The sequence below is a fragment of the Puribacter membranae genome, assembly GCF_055380425.1.
In genome coordinates, this window is sequence record NZ_AP040167.1 from 799096 (window position 1) to 814758 (window position 15663).

At 53.6% G+C, this 15663-nt stretch carries 17 protein-coding genes; 6 read left to right on the forward strand and 11 right to left on the reverse strand.

Features of this window, described 5'->3' with window-relative positions; translation table 11 throughout:
• Nucleotides 1-127 precede the first annotated feature (127 nt).
• Nucleotides 128-1297, forward strand: a complete 1170-nt coding sequence (gene metK, locus ACZ41M_RS03925) for a methionine adenosyltransferase (RefSeq protein WP_464732123.1) — start codon at nt 128-130, stop codon at nt 1295-1297.
• Nucleotides 1298-1695: 398 nt separating this feature from the next.
• Here metK and ACZ41M_RS03930 read toward each other — a convergent pair whose 3' ends face one another.
• Both ACZ41M_RS03930 and ACZ41M_RS03935 read right to left on the reverse strand, forming a co-directional pair.
• On the reverse strand, nt 1696-2826 hold the full coding sequence (locus ACZ41M_RS03930; RefSeq protein WP_464730219.1) for a glycerate kinase: 1131 nt from the start codon (nt 2824-2826) through the stop codon (nt 1696-1698).
• Nucleotides 2826-3524, reverse strand: a complete 699-nt coding sequence (locus tag ACZ41M_RS03935; RefSeq protein ID WP_464730218.1) for a Dph6-related ATP pyrophosphatase — start codon at nt 3522-3524, stop codon at nt 2826-2828. The genes ACZ41M_RS03930 and ACZ41M_RS03935 overlap by 1 nt, the downstream gene beginning before the upstream one ends.
• Nucleotides 3525-3557: 33 nt before the next feature.
• Between ACZ41M_RS03935 and ACZ41M_RS03940 the strand changes: the two genes are divergently transcribed.
• Entirely contained in the window at nt 3558-3953 is a 396-nt protein-coding gene (locus tag ACZ41M_RS03940; protein WP_464730217.1) for a DUF5522 domain-containing protein, read from the forward strand.
• A 552-nt stretch (nt 3954-4505) separates the two neighbouring features.
• Here the strand turns inward: ACZ41M_RS03940 and ACZ41M_RS03945 are convergent.
• From ACZ41M_RS03945 to zwf, 3 genes are all read right to left on the reverse strand, one after another.
• Nucleotides 4506-4826 carry a hypothetical protein gene (locus ACZ41M_RS03945; protein WP_125875134.1) on the reverse strand — a complete coding sequence of 107 codons (321 nt, stop codon included), beginning with the start codon at nt 4824-4826 and terminating at the stop codon, nt 4506-4508.
• A 265-nt stretch (nt 4827-5091) separates the two neighbouring features.
• On the reverse strand, nt 5092-5910 hold the full coding sequence (locus ACZ41M_RS03950; protein ID WP_464730216.1) for an SIS domain-containing protein: 819 nt from the start codon (nt 5908-5910) through the stop codon (nt 5092-5094).
• A 9-nt stretch (nt 5911-5919) separates the two neighbouring features.
• Nucleotides 5920-7371: a glucose-6-phosphate dehydrogenase gene (gene zwf, locus ACZ41M_RS03955; RefSeq protein ID WP_464730215.1), complete on the reverse strand. Its 1452-nt coding sequence runs from the start codon at nt 7369-7371 to the stop codon at nt 5920-5922.
• Between the two features lie 176 nt (nt 7372-7547).
• Here zwf and edd point away from each other — a divergent pair, with 176 nt between their 5' ends.
• From edd to ACZ41M_RS03975, 4 genes are read left to right on the forward strand one after another with little or no spacing between them, the layout of a single operon-like run.
• The gene (gene edd / locus ACZ41M_RS03960) at nt 7548-9389 is read left to right on the forward strand and encodes a phosphogluconate dehydratase (protein WP_464730214.1); all 1842 of its coding nucleotides are present in this window, start codon (nt 7548-7550) and stop codon (nt 9387-9389) included.
• Complete coding sequence (locus tag ACZ41M_RS03965) at nt 9386-9715, forward strand: low molecular weight protein tyrosine phosphatase family protein (RefSeq protein ID WP_464730213.1); 330 nt, start codon at nt 9386-9388, stop codon at nt 9713-9715. The genes edd and ACZ41M_RS03965 overlap by 4 nt, the downstream gene beginning before the upstream one ends.
• 9 nt (nt 9716-9724) lie before the next feature.
• Entirely contained in the window at nt 9725-10369 is a 645-nt protein-coding gene (gene eda / locus ACZ41M_RS03970; protein WP_464730212.1) for a bifunctional 4-hydroxy-2-oxoglutarate aldolase/2-dehydro-3-deoxy-phosphogluconate aldolase, read from the forward strand.
• Between the two features lie 12 nt (nt 10370-10381).
• Entirely contained in the window at nt 10382-11356 is a 975-nt protein-coding gene (locus ACZ41M_RS03975; protein WP_464730211.1) for an SMP-30/gluconolactonase/LRE family protein, read from the forward strand.
• A gap of 78 nt (nt 11357-11434) precedes the next feature.
• Here the strand turns inward: ACZ41M_RS03975 and ACZ41M_RS03980 are convergent, their stop codons facing one another.
• From ACZ41M_RS03980 to ACZ41M_RS04005, 6 genes are all read right to left on the reverse strand, one after another.
• Nucleotides 11435-11923, reverse strand: coding sequence for a hypothetical protein (locus ACZ41M_RS03980; RefSeq protein WP_464730210.1), 489 nt, complete (start codon nt 11921-11923; stop codon nt 11435-11437).
• A gap of 115 nt (nt 11924-12038) precedes the next feature.
• Nucleotides 12039-13076, reverse strand: coding sequence for a metal ABC transporter solute-binding protein, Zn/Mn family (locus ACZ41M_RS03985; RefSeq protein ID WP_464730209.1), 1038 nt, complete (start codon nt 13074-13076; stop codon nt 12039-12041).
• A gap of 12 nt (nt 13077-13088) precedes the next feature.
• Nucleotides 13089-13961 carry a metal ABC transporter permease gene (locus ACZ41M_RS03990; protein WP_464730208.1) on the reverse strand — a complete coding sequence of 291 codons (873 nt, stop codon included), beginning with the start codon at nt 13959-13961 and terminating at the stop codon, nt 13089-13091.
• Nucleotides 13958-14830, reverse strand: coding sequence for a metal ABC transporter ATP-binding protein (locus ACZ41M_RS03995; RefSeq protein WP_464730207.1), 873 nt, complete (start codon nt 14828-14830; stop codon nt 13958-13960). The genes ACZ41M_RS03990 and ACZ41M_RS03995 overlap by 4 nt, the downstream gene beginning before the upstream one ends.
• The gene (locus tag ACZ41M_RS04000; RefSeq protein ID WP_464730206.1) at nt 14827-14967 is read right to left on the reverse strand and encodes a hypothetical protein; all 141 of its coding nucleotides are present in this window, start codon (nt 14965-14967) and stop codon (nt 14827-14829) included. The genes ACZ41M_RS03995 and ACZ41M_RS04000 overlap by 4 nt, the downstream gene beginning before the upstream one ends.
• A gap of 110 nt (nt 14968-15077) precedes the next feature.
• Nucleotides 15078-15527 carry a Fur family transcriptional regulator gene (locus ACZ41M_RS04005; RefSeq protein WP_464730205.1) on the reverse strand — a complete coding sequence of 150 codons (450 nt, stop codon included), beginning with the start codon at nt 15525-15527 and terminating at the stop codon, nt 15078-15080.
• Nucleotides 15528-15663 lie beyond the last annotated feature (136 nt).

Below are 15663 nucleotides of genomic sequence, written 5' to 3' on the forward strand. Positions count from 1 at the left end.
CAATACAGCGCGAATCCCATGATTCTGCGCACCGTTAAAGCGTCGCTGAAAAGACATTTTCATTCTCTACCAGCGTTCGCTCAATTTCCCGACTATTTTTATAGAAAGTCACACCATGAGCAACCATTTGGGCAGCAATTACCTTTTCACTTCCGAATCCGTTTCCGAAGGCCATCCAGACAAAGTATCCGATCAAATTTCCGATGCGATTCTCGACGCCATTTTGGAACAAGATCCCACCGCGCGCGTCGCCGCCGAAACCCTGTGTAACACCGGCTTGGTCGTACTCGCGGGTGAAATCACCACCAACGCCGTGATTGACTACATCGACATCGCGCGCAACACACTCAAACACATCGGCTACGACGACACCGACTACGGCATTGACTTCAAAGGCTGCGCGGTACTGGTCGCCTATGACAAACAATCGCCCGACATCGCGCAAGGCGTGGACTCAGCGCACGATGACAACCTCGATCAAGGTGCGGGCGACCAAGGGTTGATGTTCGGCTACGCGTGTAACGAAACGCCGGAACTCATGCCGCTGCCGATTTACCTCGCCCACCGACTGGTGGAGCGCCAAGCCGACTTGCGCCGCGATGGTCGTCTGCCGTGGTTGCGCCCCGACGCCAAATCACAAGTCACCATCCGCTACGAAAACGGTATTCCCACCGCTGTGGACACCGTGGTTTTATCCACCCAGCACCACGCCGATGTGAGCTTGGAAACCGTGCGCGAAGGCGTGATTGAGGAAATCATCCGCCCCATCATTCCGGCCAACCTAATCAAAGGCGACATCAAATATCTGGTCAACCCGACCGGACGCTTCGTCATCGGCGGTCCGCAAGGCGACTGCGGCCTGACCGGTCGTAAAATCATTGTTGATACCTACGGCGGTGCCGCACCGCACGGCGGTGGCGCATTCTCCGGCAAAGACCCATCCAAAGTCGATCGCTCAGCCGCCTATGCCGGTCGCTATGTGGCGAAAAACATCGTCGCAGCGGGCTTGGCGGAAAAATGCTTGGTACAAATATCCTACGCCATCGGCGTTGCGCGTCCGACCTCGGTCATGATCAACACTTACGGTACAGGTAAAATTTCTGATGAACGCATCACCCAATTGGTCAACGAATACTTTGACCTGCGTCCAAAAGGCATCGTAAAAATGCTCGATTTGCTGCGCCCGATTTACTTCAAAACCGCAGCATACGGTCACTTTGGCCGCGAAGAGCCTGAGTTCACTTGGGAAGCGACCGACAAAGCCGCCTTACTGCGCGATGCGGCGGGTTTGAAGTAAGCCTTTGCCAAGCTACTAACAAAAGCCCGCATCATGATGATTCGGGCTTTTTTAAAATTCAATCCACTCATCAGCTTTAACTGCGAGATCTTTTTAATAAGAAAGTTCGAACAAAAAACCAAACCTGAATAAAAATACAAATAAACACGCCTATCAAGTAAGCCTTTTCAGTACCTGCAATCCAGGCAAATACAACGCCTCCCATCCATGCCAATAGCACAAAAGGCGCACTTAGCCACAATCCTATGCTTGATGAGATGCCTCCAATCAGATTCGTCACAGGAAAAATCAGCGAATAAAGAGTGATTAAGAGTACATGAGATTTTGTCAATGGCGCTATTTTTATCATATCAGTCTAAGTAAAAGTTCTCGGCAAGTTGAAAAAATTGAATATCACGTCAGAGAAGCTGGTACAAACGAGCAATATTTTCAGCACCAGAAATTAAATTTTCTTGCGCATGCAAAAATATTTCTTCACGACTTACTAACTGCCGAATAATCGGAAACACCGCATCTACGCCGTGGTCATACACACAGCGATAATCATCGCCCAAACTACCGACGATCGCAATCACGGGTTTATTGAATTGTTTGGCAACAGCGGCCACGCCCATCGGCGTTTTGCCCCGTATGCTTTGCGCATCCATGCGCCCTTCACCGGTGATCACCCAATCCGCATCGCGCACGCGCTCGGCCAAGCGCACCGCTTCGGCGACAATCTGCACGCCGGATTGCAGCTGCGCGTGAGGCAACAGCATCAAGCCGCCACCCATGCCGCCCGCCGCGCCAGCACCTGCGATATTCGCAATGTCGCGTCCCGTCTGTTGCACCACCACCGAGGAAAAATGCGCCAGCGCCGCGTCTAATTGCGTCACCTGCGCGGGCGTCGCGCCCTTTTGCGGGCCAAAAACCGCACTTGCGCCACGTACGCCACACAGCGGATTGTCCACATCACACGCAACCTGAATGCGAATATCGGCCAAGCGCGCATCCAGTTGGCTCAAATCCATCTGCACCAGCGAGGCCAATGCCGCACCGCCCCATGCAACGGAACGCCCCTGCGCATCCAAAAACCGCACGCCCAGTGCCTGAAGCATCCCCGCACCCGCATCATTGGTCGCGCTACCGCCCAACCCCAAAATAATGTGTTTCGCGCCCTGATCCAAAGCAGCTTTGATCAATTCGCCTGTGCCGTAGCTGGTCGTGGTCAATGGATTTCGTTGCGCGACAGGTACAAGATGCAGCCCTGAAGCCGCCGACATTTCGATAAACGCTGTTTTGCCATCACCCGATACGCCGAAAAAAGCCCGCACGCATTCGCCCAACGGCCCCGTGACGCTCACGCGCTCAATGCGTCCTTGCGTCGCATCCACCAGCGACTGCACCGTACCCTCGCCACCATCGGCCATCGGAATCAGATCGTACTGCGCGTGCGGAAACACGCGTTTGAACCCTGCTTCAATGGCTTTCGCCACCGCCAAAGCATCCAAACTCTCTTTGAACGAATCCGGCGCAATCACGATTTTCATCACTCACCTCCAGCCAAATCCACACGCAAAAACCCATAGCCCTCGGGCGAGATTTCTTTTTCACCCAGACGCACATTCAGCGGCTCGGCAAAACCCGGCATATCCAGCACGCAAGTGTGATACTCGCCGTTTTCACCGCAGGCATCCGCACCACGCTCGATCAAGCTGCGAATCACCGCGTGCGATAAGGTTTCCCCGAGCAAATCGACGCAATCCGCCCGTGCCGAGACGATCAAGGCGCGCATGCCCAGTTGCAACATCTCGTTCAGCAAATCCATACGCGATGCCTGCCACAACGGTAACCACGCCTGTACACCGACCTGCACGCAAACCTGCTCCTCCCAATCGCGGTGCGCCTGCAAATCAATATCGCCAAACACCACGTGCGATGCGTTCAAATTCTGCGCCAATGTTCGGGTTTGCTTCACCCACGCCGATTCATAGTTCGCCCAATCGGCCTGACCAAACGCCATCGGCAAACCCAAAGCCGCCGCCTGCGCGCGTAACACCGCCACCGGCAAACCGTGTGAGCGCGAACGCTCGCCGTTCTCCGCCAGCATATTCAGCAACCCAACCGGTATCGCGCCCGACTGACGCGCCCGCCAAAAAGCCAGCGCGCTGTCCTTGCCACCGCTCCAACTGGTTAAAAATCGGATGTCCTGAATGTCCTGTTCCATGCTCAAAAAATCACCGCCCACGCGTATAATCCTTACCTATTGTTTGCACACATTATGACACCGATCAAAACGATTATGAACAAAACCTGCCCACGCTGTGCCGCTGAATTTGAATGCGGCGGCTGCACCACCGGACGCTGCTGGTGCAGCGACTTTCCACCCATCCTCAGCTGTCGCGGCGCGGACGGCCACGAAGCACAATGCCTCTGCCCCGAATGCCTCAAACAATTCACCCAAGCGCACATCAATCAACACATCGACACCGCCGCCGTGCACCGCAAAGCCCCCGCGCAAGCCAGCGCATGCGCCGAACTACCACTGATCGAAGGACTGGACTACAGCATAGAAAATGGCCGTTGGGTATTCAGCCGTTGGTATCTATTGAGAAAAGGCCAATGCTGCGGCAATGGCTGCAAAAATTGCCCGTATGGGCATGTGAATGTGAAGTAACCGTAGGTGTGTAAATCTCTTTTTATTTGCACACCAAAAAGCCATCCATTTTCAAAAAAAAGTGGGCAAATACCATTTGCCCACCCTACTTGTTACTGGCTATACGCTTAATTTCAGTATTTACGTAGCTCGTGCACTTCGTCGCTGTCAGGCAAATGAACGCGCCGTTTTTACGGTCGGTTTGCTGTCTAAGCGTTTGCGTGCAAACGCGAGTTTCAAACCGACCTGATTCAAGCGTTCATTGATGTGCATGGCCGCGAACTTGATTTTTTTGACTACTTTTTTGATCAAGCAAAAAAGTAGTCGCCGCGCGGCGGAGAGCAGCATTCTCAACTCAAGCTCAGTCATACGCACTAATACGCGATGAAACCGCTAATCATACCCATGCACTTTCAATACACCATGCGTCGCGATTCGCTACACTCATGGCGACCTACAGCATCGAGGCTACGCGCTTCTTTACTATAGCCGTGATTTAGGCCGCATAGTAGAAGTCCTCCTTCTCTATTTTCGCGGCCAATCAATGTGTGAACTGGCAATTCAATCATCGAGTTACCAGAGCCTTAGAGCCAATTGACCAGCAACAACTAAAATTGGCGATCTTCCTATTTCGTAGGTATTAGATGAGTTAGCGCCGGTTTTTGGTTTTGCTTTTTGACCTTCAATAACCCATGTATTTGAGAAAGATGCTCCTGTTTTTGGCTTCAATTCTTTGCCATCCCAAATCCAAGTGTTTGAAAAGGACGCACCGGTTTTTGGTTTTATTTCCTTGCCATCAAAAACCCAAGTGTTTGAAAAAGAGGCGCCACTTTTTGGCTTGAGTTCTTTTCCGTCACAGACCCAGTTGCTCGGTAGTTCAGTTTTATTCGCCATAATAATATCCTTTGTTTATCTAGAAGCTAGGCTTCGATTCAGTGAAAGCTAACTATACTTATGCGTCAATATGACACATAACATAATTTAATAAAGACGCATAACATTCTGAACTATCTAGTAACTGTTTGATTCAATTAACTAAAAAACAATATCAGTGCGTTATACAACCTAAATACAGACAAAAACATCATCCATATTTTTTTTGATTCTACATCATTTTCTGTATCAAAAACCGAACCCTTACCCGACCAAATCAAAAAAATTATGGATTCCCCATCGCCAACCCCACCGCCAGCACATCAATCAAAGCCAATTGCAAAATCCGCGTGAGCATGGCGGGTTTGATGTGTTGGCGTTGTTCGTCGGTGTTGAGGATAATGAGGGTGTCGGTTTTTTTGGCGAGCGGGGTTTTGGCCGGCGCCATGCTGATGATGGTTGCGCCGTGCGATTGGGCGAGTTCCGCCGCTTCGATGAGCTCAGGGGTTTCACCGGAGCGCGAGATGAAAAATGCAATGTCTTGCGCGCCCAGACGCGAGGCGCACAGGTTCATCATGTAGGCGTCGGTACGCGCGGCGGCGTTCAGTCCCGAACGGATGAGTTTGTACTGTGCGTCGTCGGCGACGGGTGCGGAGCTGCCGAGACCAAACACGTCCACGCGGCGTGCGCTTTGTAAGCGTTGCATGGCTTGCTCGATGGCTTGTGCGCACACTTCTTGGCGCAGTGTGAGCAGCGCGCTGGCGGTGTTGCCCAGCACTTTGTTAGCGATGTCGGCGACGCTGTCGTCCGCACTCAGGGCTTCAAACTGTACGGCGGATTCGCCGCTCAGTGAGCCGGAGAGTTTGATTTTGAGGTCTTGCAGCCCGTCGCAGCCCATGCTGCGGCAGAATCGGATCACGGTGGGCTGGCTGACCTGCGCGGATTGGGCGATGTGTTGAATCGGGCTGTTGACGAATTGCTCCGGCTCGGCCAGCGCCCAGTCGGCGACGCGCGCTTCGGATTTACTCAGTTGCGCGCGGGCGTTGCGTATGCGCGCCAGCCATACGCCTTCGCTGTTGCCTTGTTTGCTGTATGGACGATTCATAATCCCGAATCAGAGTTCTTCGTGCCAGTTGTTACCATCGCGCGCGACCAGCGCATTGGCCGCCGGAGGCCCCCATGTGCCGGAGGCGTAGGGTTTCGGCGCAACGTTCTGTTCTATCCAAGTATTCATGATGGGTTCAACCCAGCGCCATGCTTGCTCTTGCTCATCGCGGCGAACGAACAGGGACAGGTTGCCGGACAGTGCGTCGAGCAGTAGTCGTTCGTAGCCGTCCATGCGGCGCTCGGGGAAGAAGTCGTCCGCATCCATGTCCAAATGCACGACGCCGAGCTTCATGCTGTTGCCCGGACGTTTGGCCAGACAGTACATGCGGATGGATTCCTCCGGCTGCAATTCGATCACGAGGCGGTTGGAGCCTGCGGGCATTTTGCCGATGAGTTCATACGGTACGGATTTGAATACGATGACGATCTCGGCCATGCGTTTGGGCATACGTTTGCCGGTGCGCAGGTAAAACGGCACGCCGGCAAAGCGCCAGTTGTTGATCTCGGTTTTGAGCGCGACGTAGGTTTCGGTGGTGCTGTTGGCTGGTACGCCCTGCTCTTGTAGATAGCCTTGTACTTCTTTGCCGTGCGAGACGCCGGCGATGTATTGGCCGCGCACGACGTCTTCCAATACCGTTTCGGTCGTCCACGGTTTGAGCGCACGCAGCACGCCGAGTTTTTCATCGCGAATATTGTCCGCATCCATGGTTGCGGGGGCATTCATGGCGACGAAACAAAGCAATTGCAGTAAGTGGTTTTGCACCATGTCGCGTAGTGCGCCGGTTTGATCGTAGAACTCGGCGCGACGCTCCACGCCCAATTCTTCGGAAATGGTGATTTGCACATTGGAAATGTAGTCGCGGCGCAAAATCGGCTCGAAAAAGCTGTTGCCAAAGCGCAGCGCCATCAGGTTTTGTACCGATTCTTTGCCCAAATAGTGGTCAATTCGGAAAATCTGCTGCTCGGAAAAATGGCAGGCGAACATGTCATTGATCTCTTGGCACGAGGCCAAATCGTGACCCAGCGGTTTTTCCACCACGATGCGTGAGTTTTGATTCAGCCCTTGCTCGGCCAATCCCGCACAAATATCATCGAAAATCGACGGCGCCACCGCGAGATAGAACACGCGCTGATTGCCCGCATCCTGCGCATCGAGCATATTTTTCAGCTCGGCAAAAGCGCCCGCTTCGGTCGCGTTGAACGGCAAATAGAGCACCAATTGCAAGAACTCTTGCCAACGTTGCTCGTCAAAGCGGTCTGTGACATTCGGCTTGACCGCCTCGTTCATCCAATCGCGGTAGGTCTCGTGCGTATACACGGTCCGTGCAGCACAAATCACACGGCTATTGGGCGCAAACGCGCCGTCTAAGAAACTCTGATACAGTGCCGGTAGCAATTTGCGCATGGCCAAATCACCTGTACCACCGAACATCACTAAAGAAAAAGCAGGAATTTTCATAATTTCCTCTGAATTTGAATGCTTTAATAAAGCGTTTTAAATAGTCATTAAAAATACTTTTTTAAATATTGCCGTAAAATGTAGGGAAAGTAAATAATCTTTGACTAATTTTTTTAGTTTTACTACAATTATTCAAGCAAAACTATAATTTTAATCATATTCAAGCAAAGGCCAATATGAGTACATCAAACCACATTCACCCGCAATTACATGCCATCACCGAGCGCCTGATTGAGCGCAGTCGCGCCAGCCGCGCACGTTATTTGCAACGCGTCGAACAAAGCGCGAAAGAAACGCCTTCGCGCGATCGTATGGGCTGCGCCAACCTCGCCCACGCCTACGCCGCCGCAGGTCAAGATCAGTTTCGCCTGAAAGTCGAGCGTGCGCCGAATCTCGGTATCATCACCGCCTACAACGACATGCTTTCGGCGCACCATCCCTACGCACACTATCCGAATCGCATCAAGGCGCAAGCGCGCAAACACGGTGCAACCGCACAGGTCGCCGGTGCAACGCCAGCCATGTGCGACGGCGTGACGCAGGGTTACGCGGGCATGGAGTTATCCCTGTTCTCGCGCGATGTGATTGCCCAAACCACCGCGATTGGCCTGTCGCATCAGGTATTTGACGGCGCACTGCTGCTCGGCGTGTGCGACAAAATCGTTCCCGGTTTGTTGATGGGCGCTGCTGCGTTTGGTCATTTGCCCGCATTGTTCATGCCCGCAGGGCCGATGACCACCGGCATTGGTAATGATGAAAAAGCCAAAGTGCGCCAGCGTTACGCCGTCGGTGAGGCCACGCGCGAAGAGCTGTTGCAGTCAGAAATGAGTGCCTACCATTCCGAAGGCACCTGTACGTTCTACGGTACTGCCAACTCCAACCAAATGATGCTCGAATTCATGGGTTTGATGCTGCCGGGCAGCGCCTTTGTTAATCCGGGCACACCACTGCGCGCTGCATTAGACGACGCGGCAGTGACACAATTATTGGTCAACCTGAATCATCCGAATCTGACGCTGGCGCAGTTGCTCAACGAAAAATCCATCATCAACGGCGTGATCGGCCTGCTCGCCACCGGCGGCTCAACCAACCACACCCTGCACCTCGTGGCGATTGCACGCATGGCGGGGATCGAGTTGCGTTGGGAAGACATGCATGCGCTCGGCGAAATCATTCCGCTGCTCGCGCGCGTCTATCCGAATGGTTCGGCGGACGTGAACCAATTCCACGCTGCGGGCGGGCTGGGCTATGTCATTGGTCAATTGCGTCGCGCTGGACTGCTGCACGACGACGTGGACACCGTGGTATCGAATCAAATGGGCAAAGGGCTTGCACCGTATACGCAAGAGCCGTATTTGGATGGCGATACATTGAAATGGCGTGTCGGCGTAGTGCGCAGCTTGGACAAAAACATTGTGCGCCCGTTCGCCGAAGCATTCTCGCCTGATGGCGGCTTGAAACTGCTGCAAGGAAATCTGGGTAACGCCGTGATTAAAACCTCGGCGGTCAAACCCGAACACCGCGTGATTCGCGCACAGACCAAAGTATTTGAATCGCAAACCGAATTGCAAGCTGCGTTTGACGCGGGCGAATTGGACGGACAGGACTTCATCGCCGTGGTGCGTTTCCAAGGGCCAAAATCCAACGGCATGCCTGAGCTGCACAAACTCACACCGCCGCTGGGCGTGCTGCAAGATCGCGGACAAAAAATCGCTCTCGTGACCGATGGCCGTATGTCCGGCGCTTCGGGCAAAGTTCCTGCGGCCATTCATGTCTCGCCCGAGGCTTTGGACGGCGGCTTGATTGCCAAAATCCAAAACGGCGACTGGATGGTATTGGACTCCGAAAACGGCGTATTACAACTGGAGGTCGATGAAGCTGAACTGGCCGCCCGCCCGAATGCCGTGAAACCGCCCGCCGTGACCGAATACTGGCTCGATATGTTTGCCGTGGCGCGACGCCATGTCGGACGCGCCGAGCTGGGTGCGACTTGGTTGCTGGAGGATGACACGCTGTGACCCGAGTCTTGTTCATCTGCGGCAAAAATCAACTGCGCAGCCCGACTGCGGAGCAGGTTTTTGCTGATTATGCACACACCGAAACCGATTCGGCAGGCGTTTCACACGACGCCGACGTGATGGTATCAGCGGAGCAAATCGAATGGGCAGATGTCATTTTTGTCATGGAAAATACCCACCGGCGTAAATTGACGCAAAAATACCCGCGCCTTTTGCACAACAAGCGCATTATTTGCCTCGATATTCCCGACCACTACCAATACATGCAAGCCGAGTTAATCGAATTGCTCAAACGCAAAGTAACGCCCCACCTCAGTCATTCATAAAGGAGCATCATGAACAAACTACACACCGCCCTCGCCCAATGCAAAATCGTCCCCGTCGTCGTCGTGAACGATGTCAACCATGCTGCGCCGCTCGCCCGTGCTTTGCAAGACGGCGGCTTGACCGTGGTGGAAGTCACCTTGCGCACACCTGCTGCATTGGAGGTCATCAGCACCATGCGCGCGACATGCCCTGAGCTGGTGATTGGCGCGGGTACGATTTTGAATGATGACAATATTCGCGCCGCACGCGATGCAGGCGCCGAGTTTGGTGTCAGTCCGGGCACGTCGCCGAGCTTGCTCAAAGCGATTGTCGAATCAGGTTGGTCATTCATCCCAGGCTGTGCCACGCCTTCCGAAGCATTGACCTTGGCCGATGCCGGATTCAAAGTGGTGAAACTCTTCCCCGCCGAAGTGGTCGGTGGCTTGAATATGATCAAATCTTTGGCCTCGCCTCTGCCACACATTCAATTCATGCCGACCGGCGGCGTGCGTCTGGAAAAAGTGGCCGATTATGTGGCGCAACCGAACGTCGTCGCACTCGGCGGGACATGGATTGCACCGGCAGACAAGCTGGCAAACAATGATTTTGTCGGCATTCAGGCGCTCGCACGCGAAGCGTTTTTGGCTGCGCAATCACCACAAGCGGCACAATAAGCATTGATCGCCATGAACATCGAGATTTTATACGGCGCTGCAAATCCCGAAAGCGAACGCGCGGGTTTGGCCGAATCGCCGTTGTGGGATGACCAACGCCAATGTTGGTTTTGGATTGATATTCCGAAACGCCGCATTCATCGCCATTCGGATGCAGAACACCGTGTATGGCAGTTGCCACAGCGTGATGCATTTGACCCGGGTGCGATTGCCTTGAGCGATTCGGGTGAATTACTGCTCGCGCTGCGGGCAGGTATTGCCCGATTGAATCCGGATATTGAAAGCGCCGATATTACGCCCGAAATTTGGATCGCCGCACCCTACGACACCGCCACCACACGTTTTAACGACGGCGGTGTGGATGCGCAAGGCCGCTGGTGGATTGGCTCGCTATTCGCGCCGAAAACCCATGCCGGTGCGGGGTTGTATTGTCTCGAACGAGGTGAACTCAAAGCCATTCTCGGTGAACAAGCCGCGCAAAAACCGTGGCAAGACTGGGGCGTGACCACGGCAAACGGCTGGGCGATGTCACCCGACGGTACGCGCGTGTATCACGCCGACACGCAGGCACACACGGTGTATCGCTATGATTTTTCAGAAAAATTACCCGTAGAAAGCGCATTGAGCCACCGCCAAGTGTTTGTCCAGACGGTGGACACGCGCCAGCAAAGTAATCCAAGCGAACCGTATCAAGGCCGCCCCGATGGCGCAGTGGTTGACTCGGCTGGGAATTATTGGGGCGCACTGTTTGAAGGCGGGCAAATCGTGCAAACCGCACCCGACGGTACGGTGCTGCAAAAAATCGCTTTACCGGCGAAATGCCCGACCATGCCATGCTTTGGCGGCGCAGACTTAAAGACCTTGATCATCACCACGACGGGCGATCGCCCCGTGGATGAGCTGGCTCAATATCCAGCCAACGGATTCATTCTGAGCATCCAACTGCCGGTGGCAGGTTTGCCGACGCGGCGTTACCGCCCTCAATAAATAGGTGTGCATCAAATAAGACCCATAGAAAAAGCAAGCGGTAAGCTTGCTTTTTCATTGCGCTGACTGTGATCCGGTTTATTTCACCGCATCCGCACAGCCTTTGTACACGCTCTTGCCATAGGCCAAAGTGGCGGTGAATTGGCGTTTATCACCCGTTTTAATACACTCGGACGTTTTGATGTCCAAGCTAAATGGTGTATTGCCATCTTTGCCGTTGAAAGTAGCGCCTTTGGCATAAGCGGAACGCTCCACTTTGATGGTGTGTTTTTTGCCATCCGGTGTCATGATTTCCGGTACCTCAAAGGTAACGGTGTTGCCGTCAATCATGGCTTCCCAAGCCGGTGAAAAACCATTGGCTTTGAACTTGGTTACAACGGTGTCAGTCGTTGCATTCGCAGCGGCTGGTGCTGCCGCTGTTGGTGCAGGTGCTGGCGCTGCGGCCGGAGCAGTCGTTGCCGGTGCAGCAGGTGCTGGTGCCGGTGCTTTTTCTGCTGGTTTTGAGCAAGCGGCTAAACTCATACACAACAGACCTGCTGCCGCAGTCATTAACAATTGGTGCTTCATAACAAACTTCTCCCTTGAGGTTGGATCGCCGCCACCAACCCGATGGCGGTCGTATCACTGGTAAAACGGTTCACTCGCTAAATGGATGACACAACATTGAATCCATTCGTTTAATTTAGCGCATCGCGGCGAACAGTTGATTGGCATTGTATTGCATCATTTTCAAATAGGTAGCACCATAGGCCTCGGTTTCTGATGAGAGCGATTCCGAATAGAGTTTGCCACCCACACGCACGCCGGTTTCGCTGGCAATTTGCTCAATCAGCTTCGGATTGCTGATGTTTTCGACGAACAACGCCCGAATTTGGTCTTGTTTGATCTGTTCAATCAGTTGCGCAACCTGTTTGGCCGAGGGTTGGCTTTCGGTGGTCAGTCCCTGCGCAGAATGAAAGTCCACGCCATAAGCCTTGCCAAAGTATTCAAACGAACGGTGATTCACCACCGCTTTGCGTTGCGCGCGCGGAATGCGATCCAGAATCTGGTGAATCTGAATGGATAGCTGGTTCAACTGCGCCGAATAGGCTTGCGCACGCTGTTTGTAATAGGCTTCTCCGGCAGGATCAGCGGCGATCAAGCCTTTCAGGATATTCGGCACATAATATTTTTCCACCAAAGTCGCATCGAGCCAAGCATGCGGATCCATTGCGCCATGAGCGTGACCATCTGCAGGTGCGGCTGCATTTTGGTGATCGCGCTCATGGTCATGTCCTTGCTCGCCGTGCTTGGGCGCTTCGATGGCAGGCACGCCGTTGCTTGCCACCACGCTCACGCCTTTAAATCCCGAGTTCTCCTGCATCCGCGCCATCCAGCCCTCATAATTCAAACCATTGCTCACGAATACCTGCGCATTTTTTAATTTTTGCAAATCCTGTGGCGTCGGCTGATACACATGCGCGTCTTGATCAATGCCGACCAAATTCTCAACTTGCACACGCTCCCCACCAATTTCACGCGCCATATCACCCAAAACGCTGAAACTACTCACCACACGCAGCAACTGCCCTTTGGCCGGATCTACCGAAACCGCTGTTTCAGCCGCTTTCGGCGCGCTGCCTGCCTCGCCAGACGCAGTGGGTTTTGAACCCGCGCCCTGACCACAGGCCAATACCCCCACACTGGCAAACGCCATAACCACTTTAGAAAACCAACGCATACAACCTCCCTATTATTTTTCAAAATGTTTCAACCGCACCAAACGCGGCAAGACCCCACCCACAGAGCCGAACAACAAAGACCCCACATACATCAATCCGGCAATAAAAATAATCGCCGGCCCCGAAGCCCACTCAAAATGGTATGACAACAGCAAGCCCAAAAAACCCGAGGTCAATGCAATCAATACCGAAATCGTCAACATCTTTCCGATACTATGCGACCACAATCGCGCGCTGATCGCCGGCAACATCATCAAACCAACCGACATCAGCGTGCCCAGCGACTGAAAACCCGCCACCAGATTGAGCACCACCAGCATCAAAAACACCAAATACCACACGCCGCCGCGCCCACCGACCGAGCGCAAAAAAATCGGGTCAACACCCTCAAGCACCAGCGGACGATAAATCACGGCCAAGCCGAGCAAGGAAACCGTCGAGACCATGCCCATCAACAGCAACGCCGCCGTATCCACCGCCAACACCGAGCCAAACAAAATGTGAATCAAATCCACCTGATTGCCCGATTTGGAAATCATCAGCACACCCAAGGCCAAGGCCATCAGATAAAACGCCGCAAAGTTCGCATCCTCTTTCAAATTTGAAAAACGCGTTGCCAGCCCTGCCAACATCGCCACCACCACACCGGCGAAAAAGCCACCGACACTCATGGCTGGCAAACTCAAGCCGAACCACATAAAGCCCAAGGCCGCGCCGGGCAAAACCGCATGACTCATCGCGTCACCCATCAAGCTCATGCGGCGCAACACCAGCATCAAACCCACCGGCCCGCTGCCCAAAGCCAAAGCCAAACAACCAGCCAAAGCACGGCGCATAAAGGCAAAATCGGCAAACGGTGCAATCAGCATCTGATACAAACTCATACGCGCCCTCCCGAATGCGTGTGCGCATGTTCGCCATGAGTATGGCCATCATCGTGCGAATGGTCGTGCGAATGATGGTCGTGCGTGTGATGATCGTGCGAGAGCTGCTCGACATAAATCGCCTGCACATTCAACTGCTCATCGGTCAAACAGACCTCACCCTCATCGAACCAATGTGCGCAGCGCTCATTCGCCCGCATCAAGTTTTGTGCAGTCAGCACCTCATTCGGCGTGCCCCACGCCACCACCTCATGCGCGAGCAGCAAGGCACTTTGAAAATACCGCTTGACCTGCTCAAAATCATGCAGCACCGCGATCACCGTGCGCTGCTCCTCTTGCCAACGATGTACCAAACCCAGCAACACCTCCGTGGTTTTCGCATCCACCGCATTGAACGGCTCATCGAGCAAAATCACCGGCGCATCCTGCACCAAAATCCGCGCAAATAACACCCGTTGCAATTGCCCAATCGACAACGCCGCCAAAGGCCGAGCAGTAAAACCCTGCATGCCCACCTGTTCTAACGCCTGTTCCACCCGTGCCAAACCCGCCTCATCCATGCCCGCAAACGCGCCCATGCGTCGCCACAAACCTGTCGCCACCAGCTCAAATACCGTCATCGGCATCGACAAATCAATCTCCGCCTTCTGTGGCAGATAAGCGATCTCATTCGGTGAGCAATCGCTCAAAGCCACCTTGCCATGATCGAGCGGCAAAATCCCCGCAATGGCCTTGAGTAAAGTACTTTTGCCTGCACCATTCGGCCCGACGATGGCCGTTGCCACGCCGCATTCAAAGCGTCCGCTGACGTGATGCACGGCGGGACGGCGCTGATAACTGACCGTGATATTGCTCACGTACACGCTCATCGCGCACCCCCTGAGTCACCCGCTGTCCAACCCAAGGCCCACGCAATCACCAGCCACAGCAGCGCCAACAGCCCCGCCGCCAGCGCGAGCCGAGTCACGACGGACATGGTGAGAAGATTTAATTTAGGAATTTTCATAGAACTTTGCTGAATATAATGTGCTGAATGATGACGGGTTCGGCGCCGCTTTTGCCTTCGCTCTTTGGCAAGAGAAATGCAAAAGGAAGGAAAATGTACCAACAGCCTTGTTATGATTTTTTAATCTGTTCGCTGCACTGCACGCAACGGCCATTGAGCAATAATTGCTGCTCGTCCATTTCAAACCCATGACCAGCGCATAACTGACGCAAGGTCATGAAACCTTCATCCGCCGCCATTTCATCGACTTTGCCACAATCGCGGCAAGTCAGAATCACACTCGGATGCGCGCAGTCCAAATGACGGCACACCACATAGCCATTGAGCGCCTCGACACGGTGCAAAATCCCCTGCTCCACCAAAAACTCCAAAGCGCGGTACACCGTCGGCGGCGCGGCCGAGCCGCGTGCCTGCTGCAAATCACTCAGAATTTGATAGGCTTTAACCACACCGTCGTGCGCCAAAACCAAATCAAGAACTTGGCGACGCAAATCGGTCAGATTCGCACCGTTTTTCAGGCAATGTTCGGCTGCGGATTGAAGAAATTGAGCATTGTTCATGATGTTATCAGTAGGGATTGATTTTAATTGTTATATTATAACATTAAGTCTGCGCAAGCAATAAATAATGAATGACTTACAACACGTCCAAACTCATTCATCCCAGCGTCAACCAAATCGCATCTTTGGAGTTAAA

What these genes read in the sequence shown, in the direction of transcription:
- ACZ41M_RS03930 (WP_464730219.1), bottom strand. Translation starts at nt 2,826, where the DNA reads ATGAAAATCGTGATTGCGCCGGATTCGTTCAAAGAGAGTTTGGATGCT.
- ACZ41M_RS03940 (WP_464730217.1), top strand. Translation starts at nt 3,558, where the DNA reads ATGACACCGATCAAAACGATTATGAACAAAACCTGCCCACGCTGTGCC.
- ACZ41M_RS03945 (WP_125875134.1), bottom strand. Translation starts at nt 4,826, where the DNA reads ATGGCGAATAAAACTGAACTACCGAGCAACTGGGTCTGTGACGGAAAA.
- ACZ41M_RS03950 (WP_464730216.1), bottom strand. Translation starts at nt 5,910, where the DNA reads ATGAATCGTCCATACAGCAAACAAGGCAACAGCGAAGGCGTATGGCTG.
- zwf (WP_464730215.1), bottom strand. Translation starts at nt 7,371, where the DNA reads ATGAAAATTCCTGCTTTTTCTTTAGTGATGTTCGGTGGTACAGGTGAT.
- edd (WP_464730214.1), top strand. Translation starts at nt 7,548, where the DNA reads ATGAGTACATCAAACCACATTCACCCGCAATTACATGCCATCACCGAG.
- eda (WP_464730212.1), top strand. Translation starts at nt 9,725, where the DNA reads ATGAACAAACTACACACCGCCCTCGCCCAATGCAAAATCGTCCCCGTC.
- ACZ41M_RS03975 (WP_464730211.1), top strand. Translation starts at nt 10,382, where the DNA reads ATGAACATCGAGATTTTATACGGCGCTGCAAATCCCGAAAGCGAACGC.
- ACZ41M_RS03980 (WP_464730210.1), bottom strand. Translation starts at nt 11,923, where the DNA reads ATGAAGCACCAATTGTTAATGACTGCGGCAGCAGGTCTGTTGTGTATG.
- ACZ41M_RS03985 (WP_464730209.1), bottom strand. Translation starts at nt 13,076, where the DNA reads ATGCGTTGGTTTTCTAAAGTGGTTATGGCGTTTGCCAGTGTGGGGGTA.
- ACZ41M_RS03990 (WP_464730208.1), bottom strand. Translation starts at nt 13,961, where the DNA reads ATGAGTTTGTATCAGATGCTGATTGCACCGTTTGCCGATTTTGCCTTT.
- ACZ41M_RS03995 (WP_464730207.1), bottom strand. Translation starts at nt 14,830, where the DNA reads ATGAGCGTGTACGTGAGCAATATCACGGTCAGTTATCAGCGCCGTCCC.
- ACZ41M_RS04000 (WP_464730206.1), bottom strand. Translation starts at nt 14,967, where the DNA reads ATGAAAATTCCTAAATTAAATCTTCTCACCATGTCCGTCGTGACTCGG.
- ACZ41M_RS04005 (WP_464730205.1), bottom strand. Translation starts at nt 15,527, where the DNA reads ATGAACAATGCTCAATTTCTTCAATCCGCAGCCGAACATTGCCTGAAA.